Raw genomic sequence first — 16,861 nt, 5'->3', positions numbered from 1 at the left:
CCCATCGCCTCGCTGACGCTCGGCACTTCCCCCTGAGGGGGAAGAAGGTTGCGGACGACTGACGACTGGCTGACGAAGAGTGTCTATCCTCTCTTCCCAGCCATCAGTTGGTCCCTGGTGGCCGATCGCTGGCGTAGCTCAGTCGGCAGAGCAGCCGCCTTGTAAGCGGCAGGTCGTGGGTTCGATTCCCTCCGCCAGCTCCGGAAATCCGCTGGTCCGCGGGTGAAGGTGGATACGCTTTCACCCGGAGGTAGGCGATGCTCTCCCAGCGCGACAAGATGGTGCTCGATTTCGAACGTTCATGGTGGATGCTGCCCGGTCCGAAAGACCGTGCCATTCGCGAATACCTGGGGGTGAGCGCGGGAACCTATTACGGGATTCTTCGGCGGCTCATCGATGTGCCCGAAGCCTTGGACTACGACCCGCTGACGATACGCCGTCTCCAGCGTATGAAAGCGACGAGGGCACGATCAGCATCACTTCGAGCCGACACAGCGAAGACCTGATGGGTCGGCACGCTGCGCCCGGACTCGGTGGGTTCTTCAGGGAACTCGGCATGTTCTCACTGAAGGTCCTCTTCTGGGGAGTCGTCATCTTCGGCGGTGTGTTGCTGATCCCGAAGCTTCTGGGAGGGTCGACGACGAGTTCCACCATGGCCGCTCAGGCGGAGGTGACGACGACGGCCGCCCCCACCACGACCACGGCCGCCCCCACCACGACCACGGCCGCCCCCACCACGACCACGGCCGCGGTCCTGGCCACGACGACGATCGCGGTTCGCGACCCGTCGGAGGTTCAGGTCCAGGTGGTCAATTCCACTGATCGCAACGGACTGGCTGCTTCGCTCAGTGAGACGCTCGCGACCCATGGCTACGAGATGGCGGAAAGCGACAACTACTCGCAGGCACTGGACACGACGCATGTCTGGTACTCCAGCGGCTTCGATCGCGAAGCGGCTGTGCTGGCATCCGACTTCGTTCCCGATGCCATTGTCGAGGAAGCGCCTGATCTGTTGGACGTCGACATCCTTGTGGTGATCGGCGCTTCGTTCAAGGGGTGAATCGGCTCATCGGTGATCGTGGGGCGGGGCTGCCGACCGGGTTCTGGGCGCTCTGGGCGTGGCTGATGGTGGTCCTCGGCGGCGTGTCGATCGCTGCGGGCATCGTCGGTGGGATCCTTGCTCCGAGCGTGATTCTCGACATTGTCTCCTTCTGGCCGTTGCTGGCTCTGGCAGTGCTGGTGGCGGCGGCTCTCCGTCCATGGCGCCGGCCCGAGACCTCGCGGCTCGCTGCGATCCTCCCCATGCTCCTCATCACCGTTCTCGGGGTGGCGGTGAGTCTGCATCTCTTCGGATGGTCTCGGCTCCCTTCCGCGGCAGCAGACCTCACCGGACCGGCAGCGGACGCGGCTTCGACGGTTTCGTTGAAGGTCGATTTTCCCGGGAGGCTGATCCTCGGTTCAGGCGAGGGTGCTCTCTACACGGTCAAGCTCGCCAGAGAGGGGGGCCGTCTCGGAGTTCCGGAAGCGCTGGAGCACGGAGGTGGCGAGGAGACCATGTTCATTGAGGTCCATCAGAGAGACGGTGGACGATGGTATCGGACCAACGGATGGACGATTCGGCTTGCACCGCAGCCGAGCTGGGATCTATCGCTCACGTCACCGGATTTCGCCGTCGATCTTCGATCACTCGACGTCCGGTCGGTCGAGTTCTCGGGGAGTGGGAGTGTCCTGATGGGGCCTCCGGTCGAGGGGATGGTCGTGGTGGTGTCCGGGTCTGTGGTCGTCGAAGTTCCTTCCGATGTGCTCGTCGAGGTGAAGGGAACTGCGACGGTGCCTGGAGGGTGGGAAAGGTTGAACGGCGGCTACCGATCCACGGGGCAGGGTCCCTCTATCGAGATCTCTGTAACCGATGGGTCACGAGTGGTGATCAAACAACGATAAGGTGGAGGCCAAATGTCGAAAAGCCCAGGATACGAGCAGGTCAAGCGAGCCGGGATCGTGTCGTGGAGCGTGGTCGGAGCGATTCTTCTCCTTGTTGCCCTCATCTGGCTCGCAGAGGCTGTCAGGGTGGTCTGGCCGCCACTGGTGCTCGCCGTCGCGCTGATCTATCTGCTGGCACCACTCGTCGATCTTCTCCAGAAGCACCACGTCCATCGCTTGGTCGGATCCTGTCTGTCCTACCTGCTGTTCATCGGGCTGATGGTGCTGATCGGATTCCTCATCGTGCCGATCATTCAGGGTCAGTTCGAGGAATTCGCTGCCCGGGTTCCTCAGATCGTCGACGATGTGGGGGCGTTCATCACCGACCTCGGTCAGCGGTTCGGTTTCACGGTCAACGTCCTTGACGTGCAATCGATCCAGAATTGGGCGGCTTCCTTTTTCAGTCCGGAACGAATCCAGGAGATTCTCGGTCAGGCCGGGGCGTTTGCGCGTACAGGGATGCACGTCATCGCAGTGTTCGTGCTGGGTCCTGTCCTCGCGTTCTACATCCTGATGGACCTTCCGGGGATCAAGGAGCGGACTCGTGATCTGCTGCCGGAGCAGGTCCGTGCCGAGATCGTGCATGTGTCGACACAGGTCGGGAGAGTCATGGGCGGCTTCGTCCGGGGGCAACTTCTCGTGGCGCTGATCGTCGGCATTCTCTCGAGCATCGGACTATGGATTCTCGGGGTTCCCTTCTGGTTGGTGATCGGGATGACCGCCGGGCTGTTGAACATCATTCCGTTCGTCGGGCCATGGGTCGGCGGCGCCCTGGCTGCGTTGCTGTCGCTGTTGTTCAAGGACGCTGTCACCGCCGTCTGGGCGGTGGTCATGTTCGCCGCGGTCCAGCAGTTCGACAATCACGTGATCAGTCCGAATATCCTCAGAAAGCGAGTCCAACTGCACCCGGTGTTCATCCTGCTCGCCCTGCTCCTCGGCGCATCACTGGGTGGGTTCTTCGGTCTGCTCGTCGCGGTGCCGGTGGCCGCCGTCTTCAAAGTCGTGGCCGGGCACTTCTGGAGGACGAGGGTGTTGGGAGAGTCATGGGAAGAGGCTGCCGAGGCGGTTGCACCGGAGTACGTTCCTCCGAGCGGGGAGGGTCTGATGGAGAGACTTCGCCGTGTCGGTTCGATTCACAAGCCGGCCGACAAACCAGCCGACAAACCAGCCGACAAACCGGATCAGGTGCATCCCGAAGACAGCTGAGCCGGCATTTCGTATCTCGTACTTCGTATCTCGTACTTCGTACCGCTGTGTGAGGTGGTGTGAGGCCACGGGGCGGGCGCAGGTTCATTGCTGCCGGCCGCCGACTGACGACCGGCCGTGATCAGCAGTTAGTCCATTTCCCCGAGGTATGCCTGGGAGAGGTCCGGATGGTCGAGGAGCGCCTTGGCCGTGTCGGAGAGGACGATCCGTCCGGTTTGAAGCACGTAGCCGCGGTCTGCGATCGACAGCGCGATGTGGGCGTTCTGCTCGACGACGAGAATCGTGGTGCCCTGCTCATTGATCTCTTTGATCGTTTCGAAGACCTGTTCGACGAGGATCGGAGCGAGACCCATTGACGGTTCGTCCATGAGCAGCACTTTCGGACGTGCCGTGAGGGCCCTCCCGATCGCCAGCATCTGCTGCTCGCCGCCAGACAGGGTGCCGGCCTTTTGAGTGATGCGTTCTTTCAGACGTGGGAACAGTTCCAGGACGCGGTCGATGTCTTCTTTGATCTCGGCCTTGTTGGTCCGGAGATTGGCTCCGATCTCGAGGTTCTCTCGGACCGACATCTTGGCGAACAGGCGGCGGTTTTCCGGCACCATGGTGAGTCCTCGTGCGACGATCTCCTGGGTGCGGAGGGTTTCGATGCGTTCCCCATCGAAGGTGATCTCGCCCTTGTGGGCCATGGTCATGCCCAAGATCGTGCGCAGCGTCGTGGATTTGCCCGCAGCGTTCGAACCGAGGAGTGAGACGATCTCTCCTTCGTTCACGTACAAGGACACATCGGTCAGAGCGAGGACGGGCCCGTAGGCCGCACTCACCGAAGCCAGCTCGAGAATCGGCTGAGTCATGTCTGCGCCTCCGATGCGGCCTTTCCGAGGTATGCCTCGATGACCTGCTGATTTGCAGCAACCTCTTCGTAGGTCCCTTCGGCGATCTTCTTGCCGTAGTCGAGAGCGATCACTCGGTCGCACACGCCTTTGATCACCGGCATATCGTGCTCGATCAGAACGATGGCATACCCCATCTCGTCTCGAAGGCGACCGATCAGATCGATGAGCCCGTCTTTCTCGGCAGGGTTCATACCGGCGGCCGGCTCATCGAGCAGGAGCATCTTCGGTTCGGTGGCCATCGCCCGTGCGATCTCCAGTCGTCTCCGGTCTGCGTAGGCGAGTTCCGACGCGAGTTGATTCAGCCGCGGTGTGAGGCGGTCACCGAAGAAGCCGAGAGCCTGGCGTGCGTTGTCGGTGATCCGCTGTTCCTCTCTGATCGTCCTCTTGGTGTTCAGGATCGCTCCGAAGACTCCCGACTTGGTTCTCGTGTGCTGGCCGACCATGGCGTTTTCGATGACCGTCATGTTCGCGAACAGGCGGACGGCCTGAAAGGTGCGGGCGATGCCGATGCGGGCAACCTGGTTGGGTTTGAAGCCGACGACGTTGTGCCCGTCGAAGCGGATCTTTCCAGAGTCGGGCCGGTAGAAGCCCGTGACGATGTTGAACAACGTGGTCTTTCCGGCGCCGTTGGGGCCGATGACGCCGAGGATCTCTCCGAGGTCGGCGTGCAGATCCATGTTGACGACGGCCTGGACGCCGCCGAAGCGCTTGGAGACGCCCTTGAGCTCGAGAAGGTGGCTCATGGGGCCTCCTCGCCCGTCACGAGTTTCGCGAGATACTCTGTCTCCTCGGCGACGTGGAGCTCGCGTTCTCTCCGCTTGTTCGGGATGAGCCCTTCAGGGCGGAGGACCATGATGCCGACCAGGATCGCACCGTAGATCAGCAGGCGAAACTCACCGAACTCTCGCAGGAATTCCGGAAGACCGACGAGGACGAACGCTCCGACGACAACACCGGGAATGCTGCCGATTCCCCCGAGGATGATGACCGAGAGCACGTTGATGGAGACCAGCAGGCTGAAACTGTTGGGGAAGATCGAGCCGATCTTGATAGCAAAGAAGACCCCTCCGAGGCTGCCGACGCCGGCGCCGATCGCAAAGGCCAGCAGCTTGTAGCGGATCACGCTGACCCCCATCGCCTCGGCGACCGATTCGTCCTCACGCATCGCAGCCCATGCGCGTCCGACGCGTGAGTCTCTCAATCGATAGGCGACGTAGGCGGCGACGATCCCGAAGGCCATGATCAGGTAGTAGAGGTTCTGTGGGTTGCGAAGATCCCACGACGCCGGGGGCGCAGGGGGCACACGAAGGAGCCCTTGTGCCCCTCCGAGGTAGGGGGCCAGCCAGTCCGAAAGGACCAGAGTCCGGATGATCTCGCCGAAACCGAGCGTGACGATCGCCAGGTAGTCGCCGCGCAACCGCAGCACCGGCGCGCCGATGAGTGCGCCGATGATCACCGCGATCAACACGACGATCGGGAGGGCGATCCAGAAGTTCATGAATCCATGCGACGCGAAGCCGCCGCCTTGGGTGGTCACCAGGAACGAGGCCGTGGAGGTCAACACGCCGGTGGCGTAGGCGCCGACGGCGAAGAAGGCGACGTAGCCGAGGTCCAGGAGGCCCGCATAGCCGACGACGATGTTCAGGCCGAGGCCCAGCAGGACGTACAGGCCGACGGTGCCCAGGACGTCGCTGATGAACGGACCAACGATCCAGGGGAGTGCGACGAGAGCGGCGACCACGGCGATCAGCGTGATCCGCTGGTAGGTGCGTTTTCGGCCTTCGGGCATGTGGGCCCGAGTTTCCGCGATCTCATCTCTGCGTCGTAGCCACTCCCAGCGCCCGTACCCGGAAATGCCGATCGTGATGATGGCGCCGATGACGGTGAGCCCGCCCTGGCTGTACAGCCACCCCGATGGGATCGACAGGCCTTCGATGATGCCCCTGAGAAGAGGCTCGGCCAGGCTGATGCCCAGAGCCATCGACAGGCCATAGGTGATTGCCCCCCTGATTTCGTCGGGGAGTGTGCGCAACGCTGCTGCCGCGGCGCCGAGTAGTCCACCGACGAGGATCAGGACGATGGGCCCAACGACGATTCCTCCGCCGAATTCGAGCATGTCGAGCAGTTGGGGGGTTACGGAGACGAACATGTTTCGTATCGGTATCCCGGTTGCGATGAAGGTCTCGAAGATCAGCACGAACACCGCCGTGAACGCGCCGGCGATAGCTCCCGCGGTGAGACCCGATTGGACCGGCGGCAGATCGTCTTCCGTCGGCTTGGAGGCCAGGTAGCCGGTTGCGATGAAGGTCAGGAAGACGAGGGTCGTCCCGAGGCCGACCACGCCGGTGATGACGAAACGGTCTTCGAAGGATTCGAGCATTCCGATGAGTGCGAGGTAGAGGACGATCGAGCCACCGATCAAGCCTGTCTTCAGCTTCTTGCGAAAGATCATTTCACGCCCTCTCGTCGCCTGCTGCACCGAAGAATCCTCCGGGCAGGAAGATGAGGACAAGGACCAGGATTCCGAATGCCACGACCGGCTGGAGCTGGTTTGGTGAAGGGACGTTTGCGCCGGTGAGGAAGAGGTTCGGACCGACCGCCTCGAGGATGCCGAGTATCAACCCGCCCACGGCGGCTCCTGTGATACTGCCAATGCCACCCAAGACGGCGGCGGTGAATGCCTTGAGGCCGGGGATGAACCCCATCATGAAGATGACCTGGTTGAACACGAAGACGTAGAGGATGCCTGCTGCGCCGGCGAGCGCCCCGCCGATCGCGAAGGTGGCAACGATGGTTCGGTCGACGTCGATGCCCATCAGCGCTGCGATCTCGCGGTCTTCGCCGACGGCTCGCATCGAACGCCCGGTGCGAGTCTTTGCCACGACGAAATACAGGATGATCCACAGGACGAGGGCGGCGATGATCACGATCGCCTGCTTCCTCAGGATCTCGATACCCAAGATGGCCCATTTGCCCTGGATGATGTCGATCTCGGGGTACGAGCGCACGTTGGCTCCGAAGAATCCGCGCATCGTGTATTGCAGGAACAAGGACGCACCGATGGCCGTGATGAGCGGGACGAGACGTGGGGCGCCGCGCAACGGACGGTAGGCGATTCGTTCCAGCACGATCGCAACGATCATGGACACGGTCATCGAGACGATGACCAGCAAGGTGATCGAGAGCAGTGGATGAGTGTTGAGGAACCCGCTGTTCGCGAGGCCCACCGCAACGAAGAAGGCGGTGTACGTGCCGGAGGTGAACACCTCGCCGTGGGCGAAGTTGATCATGAACAGCACGCCGTAGACGAGGGTGTATCCGATGGCGATGAGCGCGTAGACGCTGCCCCGGGCGAGCCCGTTGATGACGAGGGCCCGCCAGGCGGCACCGTCGAAGACGCCCGTTCGCAGGGTTGCGGCGCTTCCGCTCACCACTCCGTAGATGATGGCGAGACTGAGCGCAATGAGAATGATTCGGCGCACAGGCAGCCGCTCGAACGGGAGTCGGCGGGGTGCAGCCGTGACCTTGCGGGGTGCAGCCATTGAGAGATCCTAAGGTCGGCGTAGGAGGTTCGTGGGAGGGGGCTGAACCCCCCTCCCACGAACGAACCGGTTCGGTCAGCCTTCCAGAGAGGCTTTCTCGCTGTAGACGGGTGCTGTCATCTTGCCGTCCTTGACGGTTACCACGGCAATCGTCGCGGTGCTCTGGCAGTCGCCCGTGGAGTTGCAGTTCAACGTTCCGGTGATGCCCTGCATCCCCTTGGTTGCGAACAGGGCGTCTTTCAGCGCCGTCCGCGGGATGTACAGGGTGCCGTTCTCGTCGATCGCCACCTTCCCGATGGCGGCGAAGAGCATGTTCGCGGCGTCGTACGAGTGCGCGTGGAATGCAGCGGCGGGGTCTCCACCGAACTGTGCCTTGTACGCCGGCAGGAACTGGTTCTGATAGAAGCTCTGGTCTCCACCGAATGCCGTCAGGTCCGGGCCGGAGAGGTACATGCCCTCAGCGGCAGAACCGGCAGCGTTCAGGAAGTCGGTCGACATCATGCCGTCGGAGCCGATCAGAATCGTGTTCTCGAGACCGTCCGTCTGCTTCGCCTGCTGGGTGATGAGTCCACCCTCTGCCGCGAAGATCGGGTAGTAGAGGACATCAGGGGTTCCGGCACCGATCGCAGTCAGCACCGACGTGAAGTCGGTCTCACCAACCTGGATGGCTTCTTGCTTGGTGATCGTTCCACCCATCTTCTCGAACTCGGCTGCGAACACGGCCTGGAGGCCGTCTGCGTATGGGCTGCCGTCATGGATCGTTGCCGCGGAGCGAGCACCCAGTTCGTTGTACGCGAAGTGAGCGACCGCCGCGCCCTGCAGCTTGTCGTTGTGCGCTGTCCGCAGATAGAACGGCTGATGCTGGGCCGGATCGGTCAGAGCCGGTCCCGTGTTCGACGGTGAGATCAAAGCGACACCCTTGTCGGACAGGATGGTGTCGGCCACGCCCAGTGCGGCGCTCGAGCAGCTCGTGCCGATGACGCCAACGATTTCCGGGTTCGAGGCGAGCGCCTGAGCGCCGGCCTGTCCACCTTCTGCGGAGCATCCGTCGTCCTGATGGACGAAGGCGATGTCATGGCCGTCGATCTGGCCTGTCTTGCCGTCGAACGTGCCGTCCAGGTAGTCCGCTGCCAGGACGACGCCGTTCTGGCTGTCCTGACCAAGCGCTGCGTTCGGGCCCGAGATGACGAGCAGGGTGCCGACCGTGATCGGGGCCCCCTTGTCAACGGTCACGCAGCCGAATGGGTCGCTGGTGCATTCGTCCGGTGCAGTGGCTCCGCCGCCTGCACATGCTGCGGCAACCATCGCGAACACGGCGATTACGAGAATGAACTTTCCGAAACGTGTTCTCTTCATTTGTTTCCTCCCTTTGCTGCCGCTTTGAGCGACAACACGGTTCTTTCAGCCTGGCCGGAACCAAGCTGGTCGTGGAGTGTAGGCACATTCGTTCGTTCGCGTCGGGTAACTTCGGCGCTTTGCCGTCGCAGGCACCTTGTACGCTCATGCCTGACGGAAGGAGAAACGGTGACAGAGGAGATCGCAGCCAGGGACGCCTATGCAAAACAGATTGTTGCGGACGTTTCCGAGGTCACCGACAAAGGGGTTGTGCTGGACAGAACAGTCTTCTATCCGCGCGGAGGAGGCCAGCCCGGGGACACCGGGAAGTTGCGATGGGATGGAGGCAGTGTCGGCGTCACGGATACGATCCGCTCGTCCGGCGTGCCGGTCCACATCGTCGATGGGGAGCCACCGGCGGTCGGAACGACCGTGACTGCAGAAATCGACTGGGACCGCCGCCATCTTCTGATGCGCACCCATACGGCTCTGCATGCGCTCTCTGCGATCATCTGGCGGGACTTCGACGCCAAGGTCACGGGCGGCAACATGGAGCCCGGTGCCGCCCGGATGGATTTCGAGCTGGACTCGATCTCGGTGGAGTTCGGCCAACGAGTCGAGGAGCGGCTCAACGCGGAGCTTGCTGCCGACCGTCCGATCCGCGTGCTGTTCCTGCCTCGGGACGAGGCTCTCGCAGACCCGGACCTGATCCGGACCAAGGTCAACCTCTTGCCGCCGTCGATCGATCCGATCCGGGTGATCGAGATCGAAGGCCTCGACAAACAGGCCGACGGAGGAACTCACGTGCGTTCGACGGCCGAGGTCGGCAGGGTCCGGGTCGTCAAGACGCAGTCCAAGGGAAGAGGGAACAAGCGGATGCGCATCGAGCTGGACCAGTGATGGGCTCGCGGAGATGATCGACTTCATCCTCGGCCTGTACTTCGCCGGCCTCTTCGTCAGGGGCTGGTTGCGTGGCTTTGCGCGCGAGCTGATGGATCTCATCGGTCTGATCGTGGGACTCGCTCTCGCATTCCGACTCAGCGGCCCCGCCGGCCAATTCGTGCACAACTGGGCGGGAACGTCCGACGGGGTGTCGCGGCTCATCGGTGGCTTCGTGATCTTCCTCGCCGTGGGGATCGTGGCAAGTGTCGGCGCCCATTTCCTCCAGCGGATCTTCTCCCTTCCCGGCCTGGCACTGTCGAATCGACTCCTCGGGGCACTGCTGGCGCTCACGTGGGCGCTGTTCCTTGCCGTTCTGATCTTGACCTTGATGGCCGTCCTTCCGCTGCCGCCGTCGATAGGAGACCAGCTCGACAACTCCAAGGTGGCCGGCTATCTGACCGACCCGGATTCGCCGGCACAAGCGGTCTTCCAATCGATCGCAGGGGACCGCGTGCTCGAGGCGCTGCTGAACCTGGAAGATCTCGTTGGAGGCAGTGAGGTCATTCTTCAGGAAGGCGAGACGCTCGAGCTTCCGGCCGCGGCTGCGGACGATCTCACGATTGACGACGAGGCGGCAACGGAGATCTTCGATCTCCTCAACCGTTCCCGTGTCGAGGAGGGACTCGATCCGTTGGCATGGTCCGCGGCGCTCGCCGACGTTGGGCAGGCGTACGCCACCGAGATGTATCTCGGTGGGTTCTTCAGCCACGAGTCGCCGGTGAGCGGCAACGTTGCCGACCGAGTGAAGAAAGCCGGGATTCCGTATCGAATCCTCGGGGAGAACCTCGCATTGGCCGCGACCCCCCAGATCGTGCACGACGGCCTGATGGCCAGCCCGGGGCATCGCGAGAACATCCTGCGTCCCGAGTTCACCCGGGTCGGTATCGGTGTGGTCGCAGGACCGCTCGGACTGATGGTCGTTCAAGTGTTCCAGGGGTGATTCCCGTTTCCTCCCCCAGCGAGGGCTTTGCCGAGCGTTGGGGGAGAGACAGGCCCCCCTCCCGGCTTCGCCGTACTCCCCCCAGCGGTCGCTTCGCTCCCTGGGGGGAGAGACGGGTCGGTTCGCTCCCTGGGGGGAGAGACGGGCCGACCGTTTCCTCCCCCAGCGAGGGCTTTGCCGAGCGTTGGGGGAGGTGTCCCGCCAGGGACGGAGGGGGTCTTGGCGCCGTGATCGAGTCGCTTCAATGAGTTCTGCAGCCGAGCGCCTGAGCCGCCACGCCCGCCCCGCGGTCTTGTCTCTGTGCTTGGCGCGATACGAAATACGGAATACGGAATACGAAACGCGAAATGCGAGAGAACGCGAACGGCACGTGGAATGGTCCGAGATCAGCCCTGTGATCTGGTGGTGTGTCGCAGAAGTAATCACCCCATCTCTCTCCGGCCCTCGACACCCCTGGCGGCGTCCTCCGCCTTGACGCATCTGCCGATGCGCCTTCGTTGTGCGTCCTTGCCAGATGATGCCGAGTCCTCTGAGATACGCGGGCGCTAACCCTGCGACACACCACTGGCCGCTTCGAGCAGTTCCTCGGCGGAGTGCCGGACCGCTTCGGTGAGGGCGTCGAGATCGGGAACAGTATCCCAATCCGCGTGGAGTCCCCATGCAATCTCGCCGTCGTAGCTGAACAGGGCGATGCCGATATCGTGCCCCGCCCACAAGGGGACGGCGGGGTACTGCACGATCAGCTTGGAGTCGAGCAGGTACATCGGGAACTGCGGTCCAGGCACGTTCGTGATCGTCATGTTGAACGGGCGCATGCCGGTGGCGAGCCGTGCGGCGCGTTGCATCAGTGTCATCGGTGTCCCCGAACTGAGCTGGATGATCGTCGAGGCGCCGAGCGCCTGGTTGGTGTTCTTGAGGGTGTCGGTGTGCTCCTTGATGAGCGCAAACCGCCGCAACGGATCGCGCTCCTCCAGTGGCAGCTCGATGAGCCACATCGCGACCTGGTTCCCCAGGGCTCCTCGTTGATCCTGCGGGCGGACACTGACCGGGACCATGGCGCGGAACTCGACTCCGGTGACGTCGAAGGCTCGCTCGTTGATCAGAAAACTGCGGATGGCTCCCGTTGCGACGGCGAGTACGACATCATTGACGGTGCCGCCGAGGAGGTTCTTGACTTCTTTGAAGTCGTCGAGAGGCAGGGTCAGCCAGTCAAACCGTCGGTTTGGGCCGATCGGCTCGTTGATGGGGGTGCGGGACGCGGCCGAGAGCCAGCCCGAGGTGAGCGAATGTGCCACGGCGTTGGCCTTCCGGCCGACTTCGGTCGCAAGCGAACGTCCCTGTTCGAGCATGCGGGGGACACTGACTGCGATCTTTGCAGCACGTGCCAGTCGGCGGATCGTCTCGTCGACGAGGAGCTGTGTTCCCCGCGGCACAGGCCGTGGCGTGTATTCGGGTGTCTGCTCGATCTCTGTCGTGGGGGCAAAGCCGAGAAGGACACCCATCAGGTCCACACCCGAGATGCCGTCGAGCATGCAGTGGTGGATCTTGAAGATCAGACCGAAGCGGTCCTCCTCGCATCCTTCGACGATCCACATCTGCCACAGGGGCTTCGTTCGGTCGAGTTGGCTTCCGAGGATCTGGGCGAACAGTTCTTTGAGCTGCGTGTCGGTTCCCGGCTTCGGAAGGCTGATGTGGCGGACGTGATAGTGGAGGTTGAAGTGGTGGTCGTCGACCCAGACCGGGTTCTTCTCGATCGGGATCCACGCGAGATGCTGCCGGTAGCGCGGCACGTAGTGGAGTCGAGATCCAATGAACGAGCGGATGCGTTCGATGTCGATGCCGCCGTCCGGCCTTTTCAGCGTCCCTTCTTCGAACTGCGCCACACCTGCGACGTGCATGTGGGCGGTGGAGGATTCGAGCGCCAGGAAGGAGGCGTCGAGAAAGGAGAGCCGGTCATAGGTGCGTTCCGTCATCGGTGCTCCTTCCGGGACGATTCTACGGCACGACCCGATGATGGGTTGTTCGTGATTCGAGGAGCGTGCCCAGTCCTTCACGGGCAGCGGTGGCCAGAGCCCGAGTCGCCGCGGCAATGTCTTGGCTCGCGACCCCGACGGACTTGAAGAGCGTGACCGGTGAGCTCGCTTTGACCGTGTGCGTCAGCAGGTCTCCGATCGTTGCGTCGGGTGAGCGTCGTGCCTGGATGAGGTCACCGGCTTCTTCCGCTGCTGCTGCGATGTCGTCGACGGCGACGAACGCCCTCTCGACCGTCTTCGCGGGTATCTCGACCATCTCCGGGGTGAAGGCGCCGATCGCGTTGATGTGCACGGTCTCCGACAGTGACGAATCACGGAACAGGGGAACGTGCGCCGGCGTCGCGGTGGTGACGACGTCCGCGAGGCCGACCGCCTCGTTCGTGTCCTGGACGGCTTCGCCGCCGACCTGTCTGGCCAGGCGCTCGGCCTTGTCTCGGCTTCTGGACCAGATGAGAATCTTTGTGATCGGTCGCACGGCGATGACCGCTTCGATCAGATCTCGAGCCATCGCGCCAGTGCCGAGCATCGCAAGTGTGGAGGCGTCGGGCTTCGCGAGCAGGCGTGTGGCGAGACCGGCTGCCGCGCCGGTCCGGATCGCAGTGAGGGTTGGCCCGTCGACGAGGCCGATCGGATGTCCTTGCCGGTCGAATACCACGACGATTCCCGCCGGGTCGCCGGGGGTGATCGATACCACCTTGATTCCGGTGTGGTCTCCCAGTTTCCCCGCCATGAACAACGATGAACCGAGCAGAACTCGCTGAGGCGTTTCTCGGTCACCTCGAAACGCCTCGCGCATCGCGTCGATCGCCGCGCTCATCGGAAGTGCTTCTCTCAAGTCGTCAGGTCCGAGATACCGCATCAGGCGAGCACACTCCTGTTGTCGACGGCGAGGGGATCCCGGTTGACGCCGAGGAACGAGATCGGGACGTCGGTGTCGTACGAGGCCCGTTCGCCGGTTATCTCCTGGGCGATCATCGACCCGATCATCGGCGCGAGCTTGAACCCGTGCCCACTGAATCCGTTGGTGACGAACCACCCTTCGAGCTCGGTAGAACCGAGGACAGGGTGGACGTCCTGCTGGTTGACCGTGTAGAGGCCGGCGATGCCGGTGAGCGTTCCTTTGTAGGGGAGCACCGGAATGCGGTGATGGAGGGCATGGATCTTGGTGTCCTTGAAAGCCGCGTCGGCGCTGGTGAGGTAGTTGTCGGGGTCGACGTGTTCTCTTTCGTCATCGGCCAGCACGGAACCGAAGAGTACCCGCCGGCCGCGGGACTCAGGCCGCAAGTAGATGCCGTGGTCCACCGTCACGGGGATGGGTCCGTGCACCTCGTCGGTCATTGTCCGGTACACGACCTGGACGCGGGTTGGTGTGAGCGACCAGGGCATGTCGACGCCGGCCAAAGCATTGAGCCGGTTGCACCAAGGACCGGCCGCGTTGACGACGAGGGGAGCATCGATGGCGGTTCCATCGGCCAGCGCGACCCCCGTGACACGTCCGCCGCCGGTGCGCACGCCGGTGACGGGAGATCGGAATCGGACTTCGGCGCCCTCTCGTCTCGCCGCGGTGATCAGATCTTGATTCGCCTCGGTCGGGTTTGCGTAGCCGCCGTCCGCTTCGAACAGTGCAGCTTCGAGGTCGCTACATTCATGCGGCGTGGCACCGGTCAGGTCGAAGGGTTCGTCACACGTCGACAGGGCGGGAAACCGCTCCCGAACTCCATTCGCGTCGAGGATCGACACCCGCACACCCTGTGATCGGAGGTGGTCGGCAGTGTGCTCCGCCTCGATGGTCGTGAAGTCCAGTATCCAGAGGACGCCGGTATGCTCGAATCGGTTCATCGGTTCTGAGAGCTGTGTGAAGTCGGACCAGTTTCGGTAGGCGCGCTGGCCATCCAGGGCGAGCCGCACCATGTTCGGTTGGGAGTAGAGAGTCCTGATGATGGCCGACGATGCGCCGGTCGACCCTTCCGACGGCCCGGCGCCCTTGTCGAGAACGACGATGCGGTCGGACGTGCGGCGAGCGAGCTGATACGCGATCGAGGACCCGATGATGCCGGCGCCGATCACCACAATGTCCGCTGTCTGCACTGATTCCTCCCGTGTCGGGCTCTCTACTGTATCGACTTTCTCCTGTGGGCATGCGGGTCCTGGCGTTTTGAGTGCACCAGTGTCGAGGCCGTGACCCATTGCACCCAGACGATACCCACGACAACGAAGGCACGTTCCGAATACCCCGGATACCAGTGAGGTGTCGCGAGGAATCCGAGACCGGTCGCCAGGAACAGTCCCGCGTAGGCAAAGCCGAACCGTCGCCGTCTGGCCTGCTCGGGGGTGGTGGCCCAAGCGGTGAGTACCATCGCGAACAGCAGGGCAGTGAACGCCATCCCCCCTGTGATGTCGTGCAGCGCCCCGACGAACGTCGTCCATCCCCACTCGACGACGTCGTCGCGAAAGATCGCCGTGCAGATCATCAGAGTGCCGTGGGCGGCGAGCGCGATGCACGCGGGGTCATGGCGGCGGTTCGTGACCGACCGCAACCCATGGGCGAAACCAATGATGAGCAGGCCGTAGATCGCGAATCCGGTCGACATCGCCCATGGGTCGGAGATGCCCTGAGCGCTCAACTTGGAGATCGTGTCGGTGGTGGGATCGAGTTCCGGATGCTGGGCGAGTCCGATGAGAAATGCGAGTACGACGATCGGCGGGGCCAGCACCCCACCGATCAGCTCGAGCCGAGTCGATGGCATCCGACGCATGAGCGCCCGCGGCAGGATTCGAACCTGCGGCCTACTGCTTAGGAGGCAGTTGCTCTATCCCCTGAGCTACGCGGGCGGGACACGGGGAAAAGGGTAGAGAAAAGTCGGTGGGGGTGTGATATCGGCAGTGGTGTCGGCCGCTGTGGGGTCGGAATCGGGGTGAGCGGCGCTTGGGATCGTGGTCGGCGCGTTTCGGGGCTCGGTAGATCCGCTCGGCTTGGGGGTTTGGGAGGTTGCGACGGGTCAGGCTGTCTGGCCGGGCGGTATGCCGTGGAGTTCGCGGTGTCGCCAGAGGGCTTCGGCGCTACGTTGGAACGCCCACCCAAGTAGGTCGATGTGTTGGCGGTCGGCGCCTTTGCTGTGGGCCCGCTTGTCGGGGAGGGGCGATTTGAGTTGGCTGTTGACGTTCTCTGTGGTGCTGTGGTAGCCGCCGATGCCGATGCCGATCTCGGTGAGGGTGTTCTCGTCGAGAGCGCGCAGGTTCTCGGCCCGGCTGTAGCGATCGGTTTCTTCGTCGCAGTTACCTCCTCCGTGGTAATACCAGTTGGCGTTCGGATCGGCTCTCTTGGTGTCTTTGCCGGCGAGCGGGCGCAGTGTGGTTGCGTCCCCGGCGATGGCGTTTGTCTTGGATGGGCGGATCCAGCTGTCTTTGGAGGAGTCGAAGGCGCCCGCTCTGACAGACTTGTCGACACCGTCGCGTGCGAGGATCTCGTCGAGATCCGCGGAGACTTCAAGGATCGTGAGTTAGGTGTCGCGGATGCACCCAGGCGACAGCACGGCCCGTCCCTGCGAGACATTCGGGCTGGTCGGGCCCCACTCCTCGGTTTTCGGCCTTCCGGAGTGGGCAAAACTAGCGATCGACCGAGGGGTCAGACGCGCAAGGGCACTCTCGGTTGGATGGTTCTCTAGACTGAAGCGCAGCAGAGGGGAGATCGCCATGTCTCGAAAGACCTTCGGAATCGTCGTGGCGGTACTGGGCGTCGCACTCATCGTCATCTCGGCCCTGGCCGACGTGATCGGCCTCGGCGGTGGTGACGCTTTTGGTGTTCGTCAGATCGCCGGTGTGGTAGTCGGTGCCTTGGGTGCCACCTTTGGTGGCCTGGTGGTATTCCGGCAGTCGAAGAGCTAGTGCCTTGGCCGGTAACGTTCGGGGTGTCGATGCCGAGGCAGGGGCGTCTGGTCGCAAGGCCGCACAACGAAGGCGCACCTGCAGGTGCGTTGAGGCGGAGAACGC

The 16,861-nt window shown here is 63.1% G+C and carries 16 protein-coding genes, 2 tRNA genes and 1 pseudogene; 8 read left to right on the top strand and 11 right to left on the bottom strand.

The genetic code is table 11. The annotated features are described in order from the left end of the window. Window positions 1-127 precede the first annotated feature (127 nt). Window positions 128-200, top strand: a tRNA-Thr gene (locus GWP04_09130). Between the two features lie 57 nt (window positions 201-257). Continuing rightward, the gene (locus GWP04_09125; GenBank protein NIA25715.1) at window positions 258-506 is read left to right on the top strand and encodes a DUF3263 domain-containing protein; all 249 of its coding nucleotides are present in this window, start codon (window positions 258-260) and stop codon (window positions 504-506) included. 173 nt (window positions 507-679) lie between these two features. Here the strand turns inward: GWP04_09125 and GWP04_09120 are convergent. Further along, a pseudogene (locus GWP04_09120) lies at window positions 680-766 on the bottom strand (dinitrogenase iron-molybdenum cofactor biosynthesis protein). A gap of 39 nt (window positions 767-805) precedes the next feature. Here GWP04_09120 and GWP04_09115 point away from each other — a divergent pair. The 3 genes from GWP04_09115 to GWP04_09105 are packed head-to-tail and all read left to right on the top strand — an operon-like array spanning window position 806 to window position 3,186. Further along, window positions 806-1,060 (top strand): hypothetical protein, encoded by a 255-nt coding sequence (locus GWP04_09115; protein NIA25714.1) that lies wholly within the window; start codon window positions 806-808, stop codon window positions 1,058-1,060. Further along, a complete protein-coding gene (locus GWP04_09110) occupies window positions 1,057-1,941 on the top strand; it encodes a hypothetical protein (GenBank protein ID NIA25713.1) in 885 nt (294 codons plus the stop codon). Before GWP04_09115 ends, GWP04_09110 begins: the two co-directional genes overlap by 4 nt. 12 nt (window positions 1,942-1,953) lie before the next feature. Continuing rightward, the gene (locus GWP04_09105) at window positions 1,954-3,186 is read left to right on the top strand and encodes an AI-2E family transporter (protein NIA25712.1); all 1,233 of its coding nucleotides are present in this window, start codon (window positions 1,954-1,956) and stop codon (window positions 3,184-3,186) included. 128 nt (window positions 3,187-3,314) lie between these two features. On the opposite strand, the gene GWP04_09100 is transcribed toward GWP04_09105, so the two are convergent. The 5 genes from GWP04_09100 to GWP04_09080 form a co-directional block, all read right to left on the bottom strand. Then, window positions 3,315-4,037, bottom strand: a complete 723-nt coding sequence (locus GWP04_09100) for an ATP-binding cassette domain-containing protein (protein ID NIA25711.1) — start codon at window positions 4,035-4,037, stop codon at window positions 3,315-3,317. Continuing rightward, window positions 4,034-4,822, bottom strand: a complete 789-nt coding sequence (locus GWP04_09095) for an ATP-binding cassette domain-containing protein (protein ID NIA25710.1) — start codon at window positions 4,820-4,822, stop codon at window positions 4,034-4,036. Before GWP04_09095 ends, GWP04_09100 begins: the two co-directional genes overlap by 4 nt. Further along, window positions 4,819-6,558, bottom strand: coding sequence for a leucine/isoleucine/valine transporter permease subunit (locus tag GWP04_09090; GenBank protein NIA25709.1), 1,740 nt, complete (start codon window positions 6,556-6,558; stop codon window positions 4,819-4,821). Before GWP04_09090 ends, GWP04_09095 begins: the two co-directional genes overlap by 4 nt. Continuing rightward, window positions 6,533-7,621 (bottom strand): branched-chain amino acid ABC transporter permease, encoded by a 1,089-nt coding sequence (locus GWP04_09085; GenBank protein ID NIA25708.1) that lies wholly within the window; start codon window positions 7,619-7,621, stop codon window positions 6,533-6,535. Before GWP04_09085 ends, GWP04_09090 begins: the two co-directional genes overlap by 26 nt. Before the next feature lie 75 nt (window positions 7,622-7,696). Further along, window positions 7,697-8,977 (bottom strand): ABC transporter substrate-binding protein, encoded by a 1,281-nt coding sequence (locus GWP04_09080; protein ID NIA25707.1) that lies wholly within the window; start codon window positions 8,975-8,977, stop codon window positions 7,697-7,699. Between the two features lie 168 nt (window positions 8,978-9,145). Between GWP04_09080 and GWP04_09075 the strand changes: the two genes are divergently transcribed. Next, window positions 9,146-9,856, top strand: a complete 711-nt coding sequence (locus tag GWP04_09075; protein NIA25706.1) for an alanyl-tRNA editing protein — start codon at window positions 9,146-9,148, stop codon at window positions 9,854-9,856. A 13-nt stretch (window positions 9,857-9,869) separates the two neighbouring features. Beyond that, window positions 9,870-10,838: a hypothetical protein gene (locus tag GWP04_09070; GenBank protein NIA25705.1), complete on the top strand. Its 969-nt coding sequence runs from the start codon at window positions 9,870-9,872 to the stop codon at window positions 10,836-10,838. Window positions 10,839-11,383: 545 nt separating this feature from the next. Here GWP04_09070 and GWP04_09065 read toward each other — a convergent pair. The 5 genes from GWP04_09065 to GWP04_09045 form a co-directional block, all read right to left on the bottom strand. Further along, a complete protein-coding gene (locus GWP04_09065) occupies window positions 11,384-12,811 on the bottom strand; it encodes a wax ester/triacylglycerol synthase family O-acyltransferase (GenBank protein ID NIA25704.1) in 1,428 nt (475 codons plus the stop codon). Window positions 12,812-12,833: 22 nt separating this feature from the next. After that, window positions 12,834-13,730, bottom strand: coding sequence for an NAD(P)-binding domain-containing protein (locus GWP04_09060; protein NIA25703.1), 897 nt, complete (start codon window positions 13,728-13,730; stop codon window positions 12,834-12,836). Beyond that, window positions 13,730-14,959 carry an FAD-dependent oxidoreductase gene (locus GWP04_09055; GenBank protein NIA25702.1) on the bottom strand — a complete coding sequence of 410 codons (1,230 nt, stop codon included), beginning with the start codon at window positions 14,957-14,959 and terminating at the stop codon, window positions 13,730-13,732. Before GWP04_09055 ends, GWP04_09060 begins: the two co-directional genes overlap by 1 nt. Window positions 14,960-14,982: 23 nt before the next feature. After that, on the bottom strand, window positions 14,983-15,618 hold the full coding sequence (locus GWP04_09050) for a DUF998 domain-containing protein (protein ID NIA25701.1): 636 nt from the start codon (window positions 15,616-15,618) through the stop codon (window positions 14,983-14,985). Window positions 15,619-15,630: 12 nt separating this feature from the next. Further along, window positions 15,631-15,703 (bottom strand) — tRNA-Arg (locus GWP04_09045). Window positions 15,704-16,564: 861 nt separating this feature from the next. Between GWP04_09045 and GWP04_09040 the strand changes: the two genes are divergently transcribed. Continuing rightward, window positions 16,565-16,756, top strand: coding sequence for a hypothetical protein (locus GWP04_09040; GenBank protein ID NIA25700.1), 192 nt, complete (start codon window positions 16,565-16,567; stop codon window positions 16,754-16,756). The last annotated feature ends 105 nt before the right edge of the window (window positions 16,757-16,861 follow it).

It is taken from the genome of Gammaproteobacteria bacterium (genome assembly GCA_011682695.1).
Classification (GTDB): Bacteria; Actinomycetota; Acidimicrobiia; order Spongiisociales; family UBA4744; genus BMS3Bbin01.
Note: the sequence above shows the minus strand (reverse complement) of the source record. Positions and strands in the feature narration are given on the sequence as shown.

Coding starts and splice junctions, on each gene's coding strand:
- GWP04_09085 (NIA25708.1), bottom strand. CDS start 7,621: ATGGCTGCACCCCGCAAGGTCACGGCTGCACCCCGCCGACTCCCGTTC.
- GWP04_09105 (NIA25712.1), top strand. CDS start 1,954: ATGTCGAAAAGCCCAGGATACGAGCAGGTCAAGCGAGCCGGGATCGTG.
- GWP04_09060 (NIA25703.1), bottom strand. CDS start 13,730: ATGCGGTATCTCGGACCTGACGACTTGAGAGAAGCACTTCCGATGAGC.
- GWP04_09070 (NIA25705.1), top strand. CDS start 9,870: ATGATCGACTTCATCCTCGGCCTGTACTTCGCCGGCCTCTTCGTCAGG.
- GWP04_09095 (NIA25710.1), bottom strand. CDS start 4,822: ATGAGCCACCTTCTCGAGCTCAAGGGCGTCTCCAAGCGCTTCGGCGGC.
- GWP04_09065 (NIA25704.1), bottom strand. CDS start 12,811: ATGACGGAACGCACCTATGACCGGCTCTCCTTTCTCGACGCCTCCTTC.
- GWP04_09040 (NIA25700.1), top strand. CDS start 16,565: ATGTCTCGAAAGACCTTCGGAATCGTCGTGGCGGTACTGGGCGTCGCA.
- GWP04_09080 (NIA25707.1), bottom strand. CDS start 8,977: ATGAAGAGAACACGTTTCGGAAAGTTCATTCTCGTAATCGCCGTGTTC.
- GWP04_09050 (NIA25701.1), bottom strand. CDS start 15,618: ATGCCATCGACTCGGCTCGAGCTGATCGGTGGGGTGCTGGCCCCGCCG.
- GWP04_09100 (NIA25711.1), bottom strand. CDS start 4,037: ATGACTCAGCCGATTCTCGAGCTGGCTTCGGTGAGTGCGGCCTACGGG.
- GWP04_09125 (NIA25715.1), top strand. CDS start 258: ATGCTCTCCCAGCGCGACAAGATGGTGCTCGATTTCGAACGTTCATGG.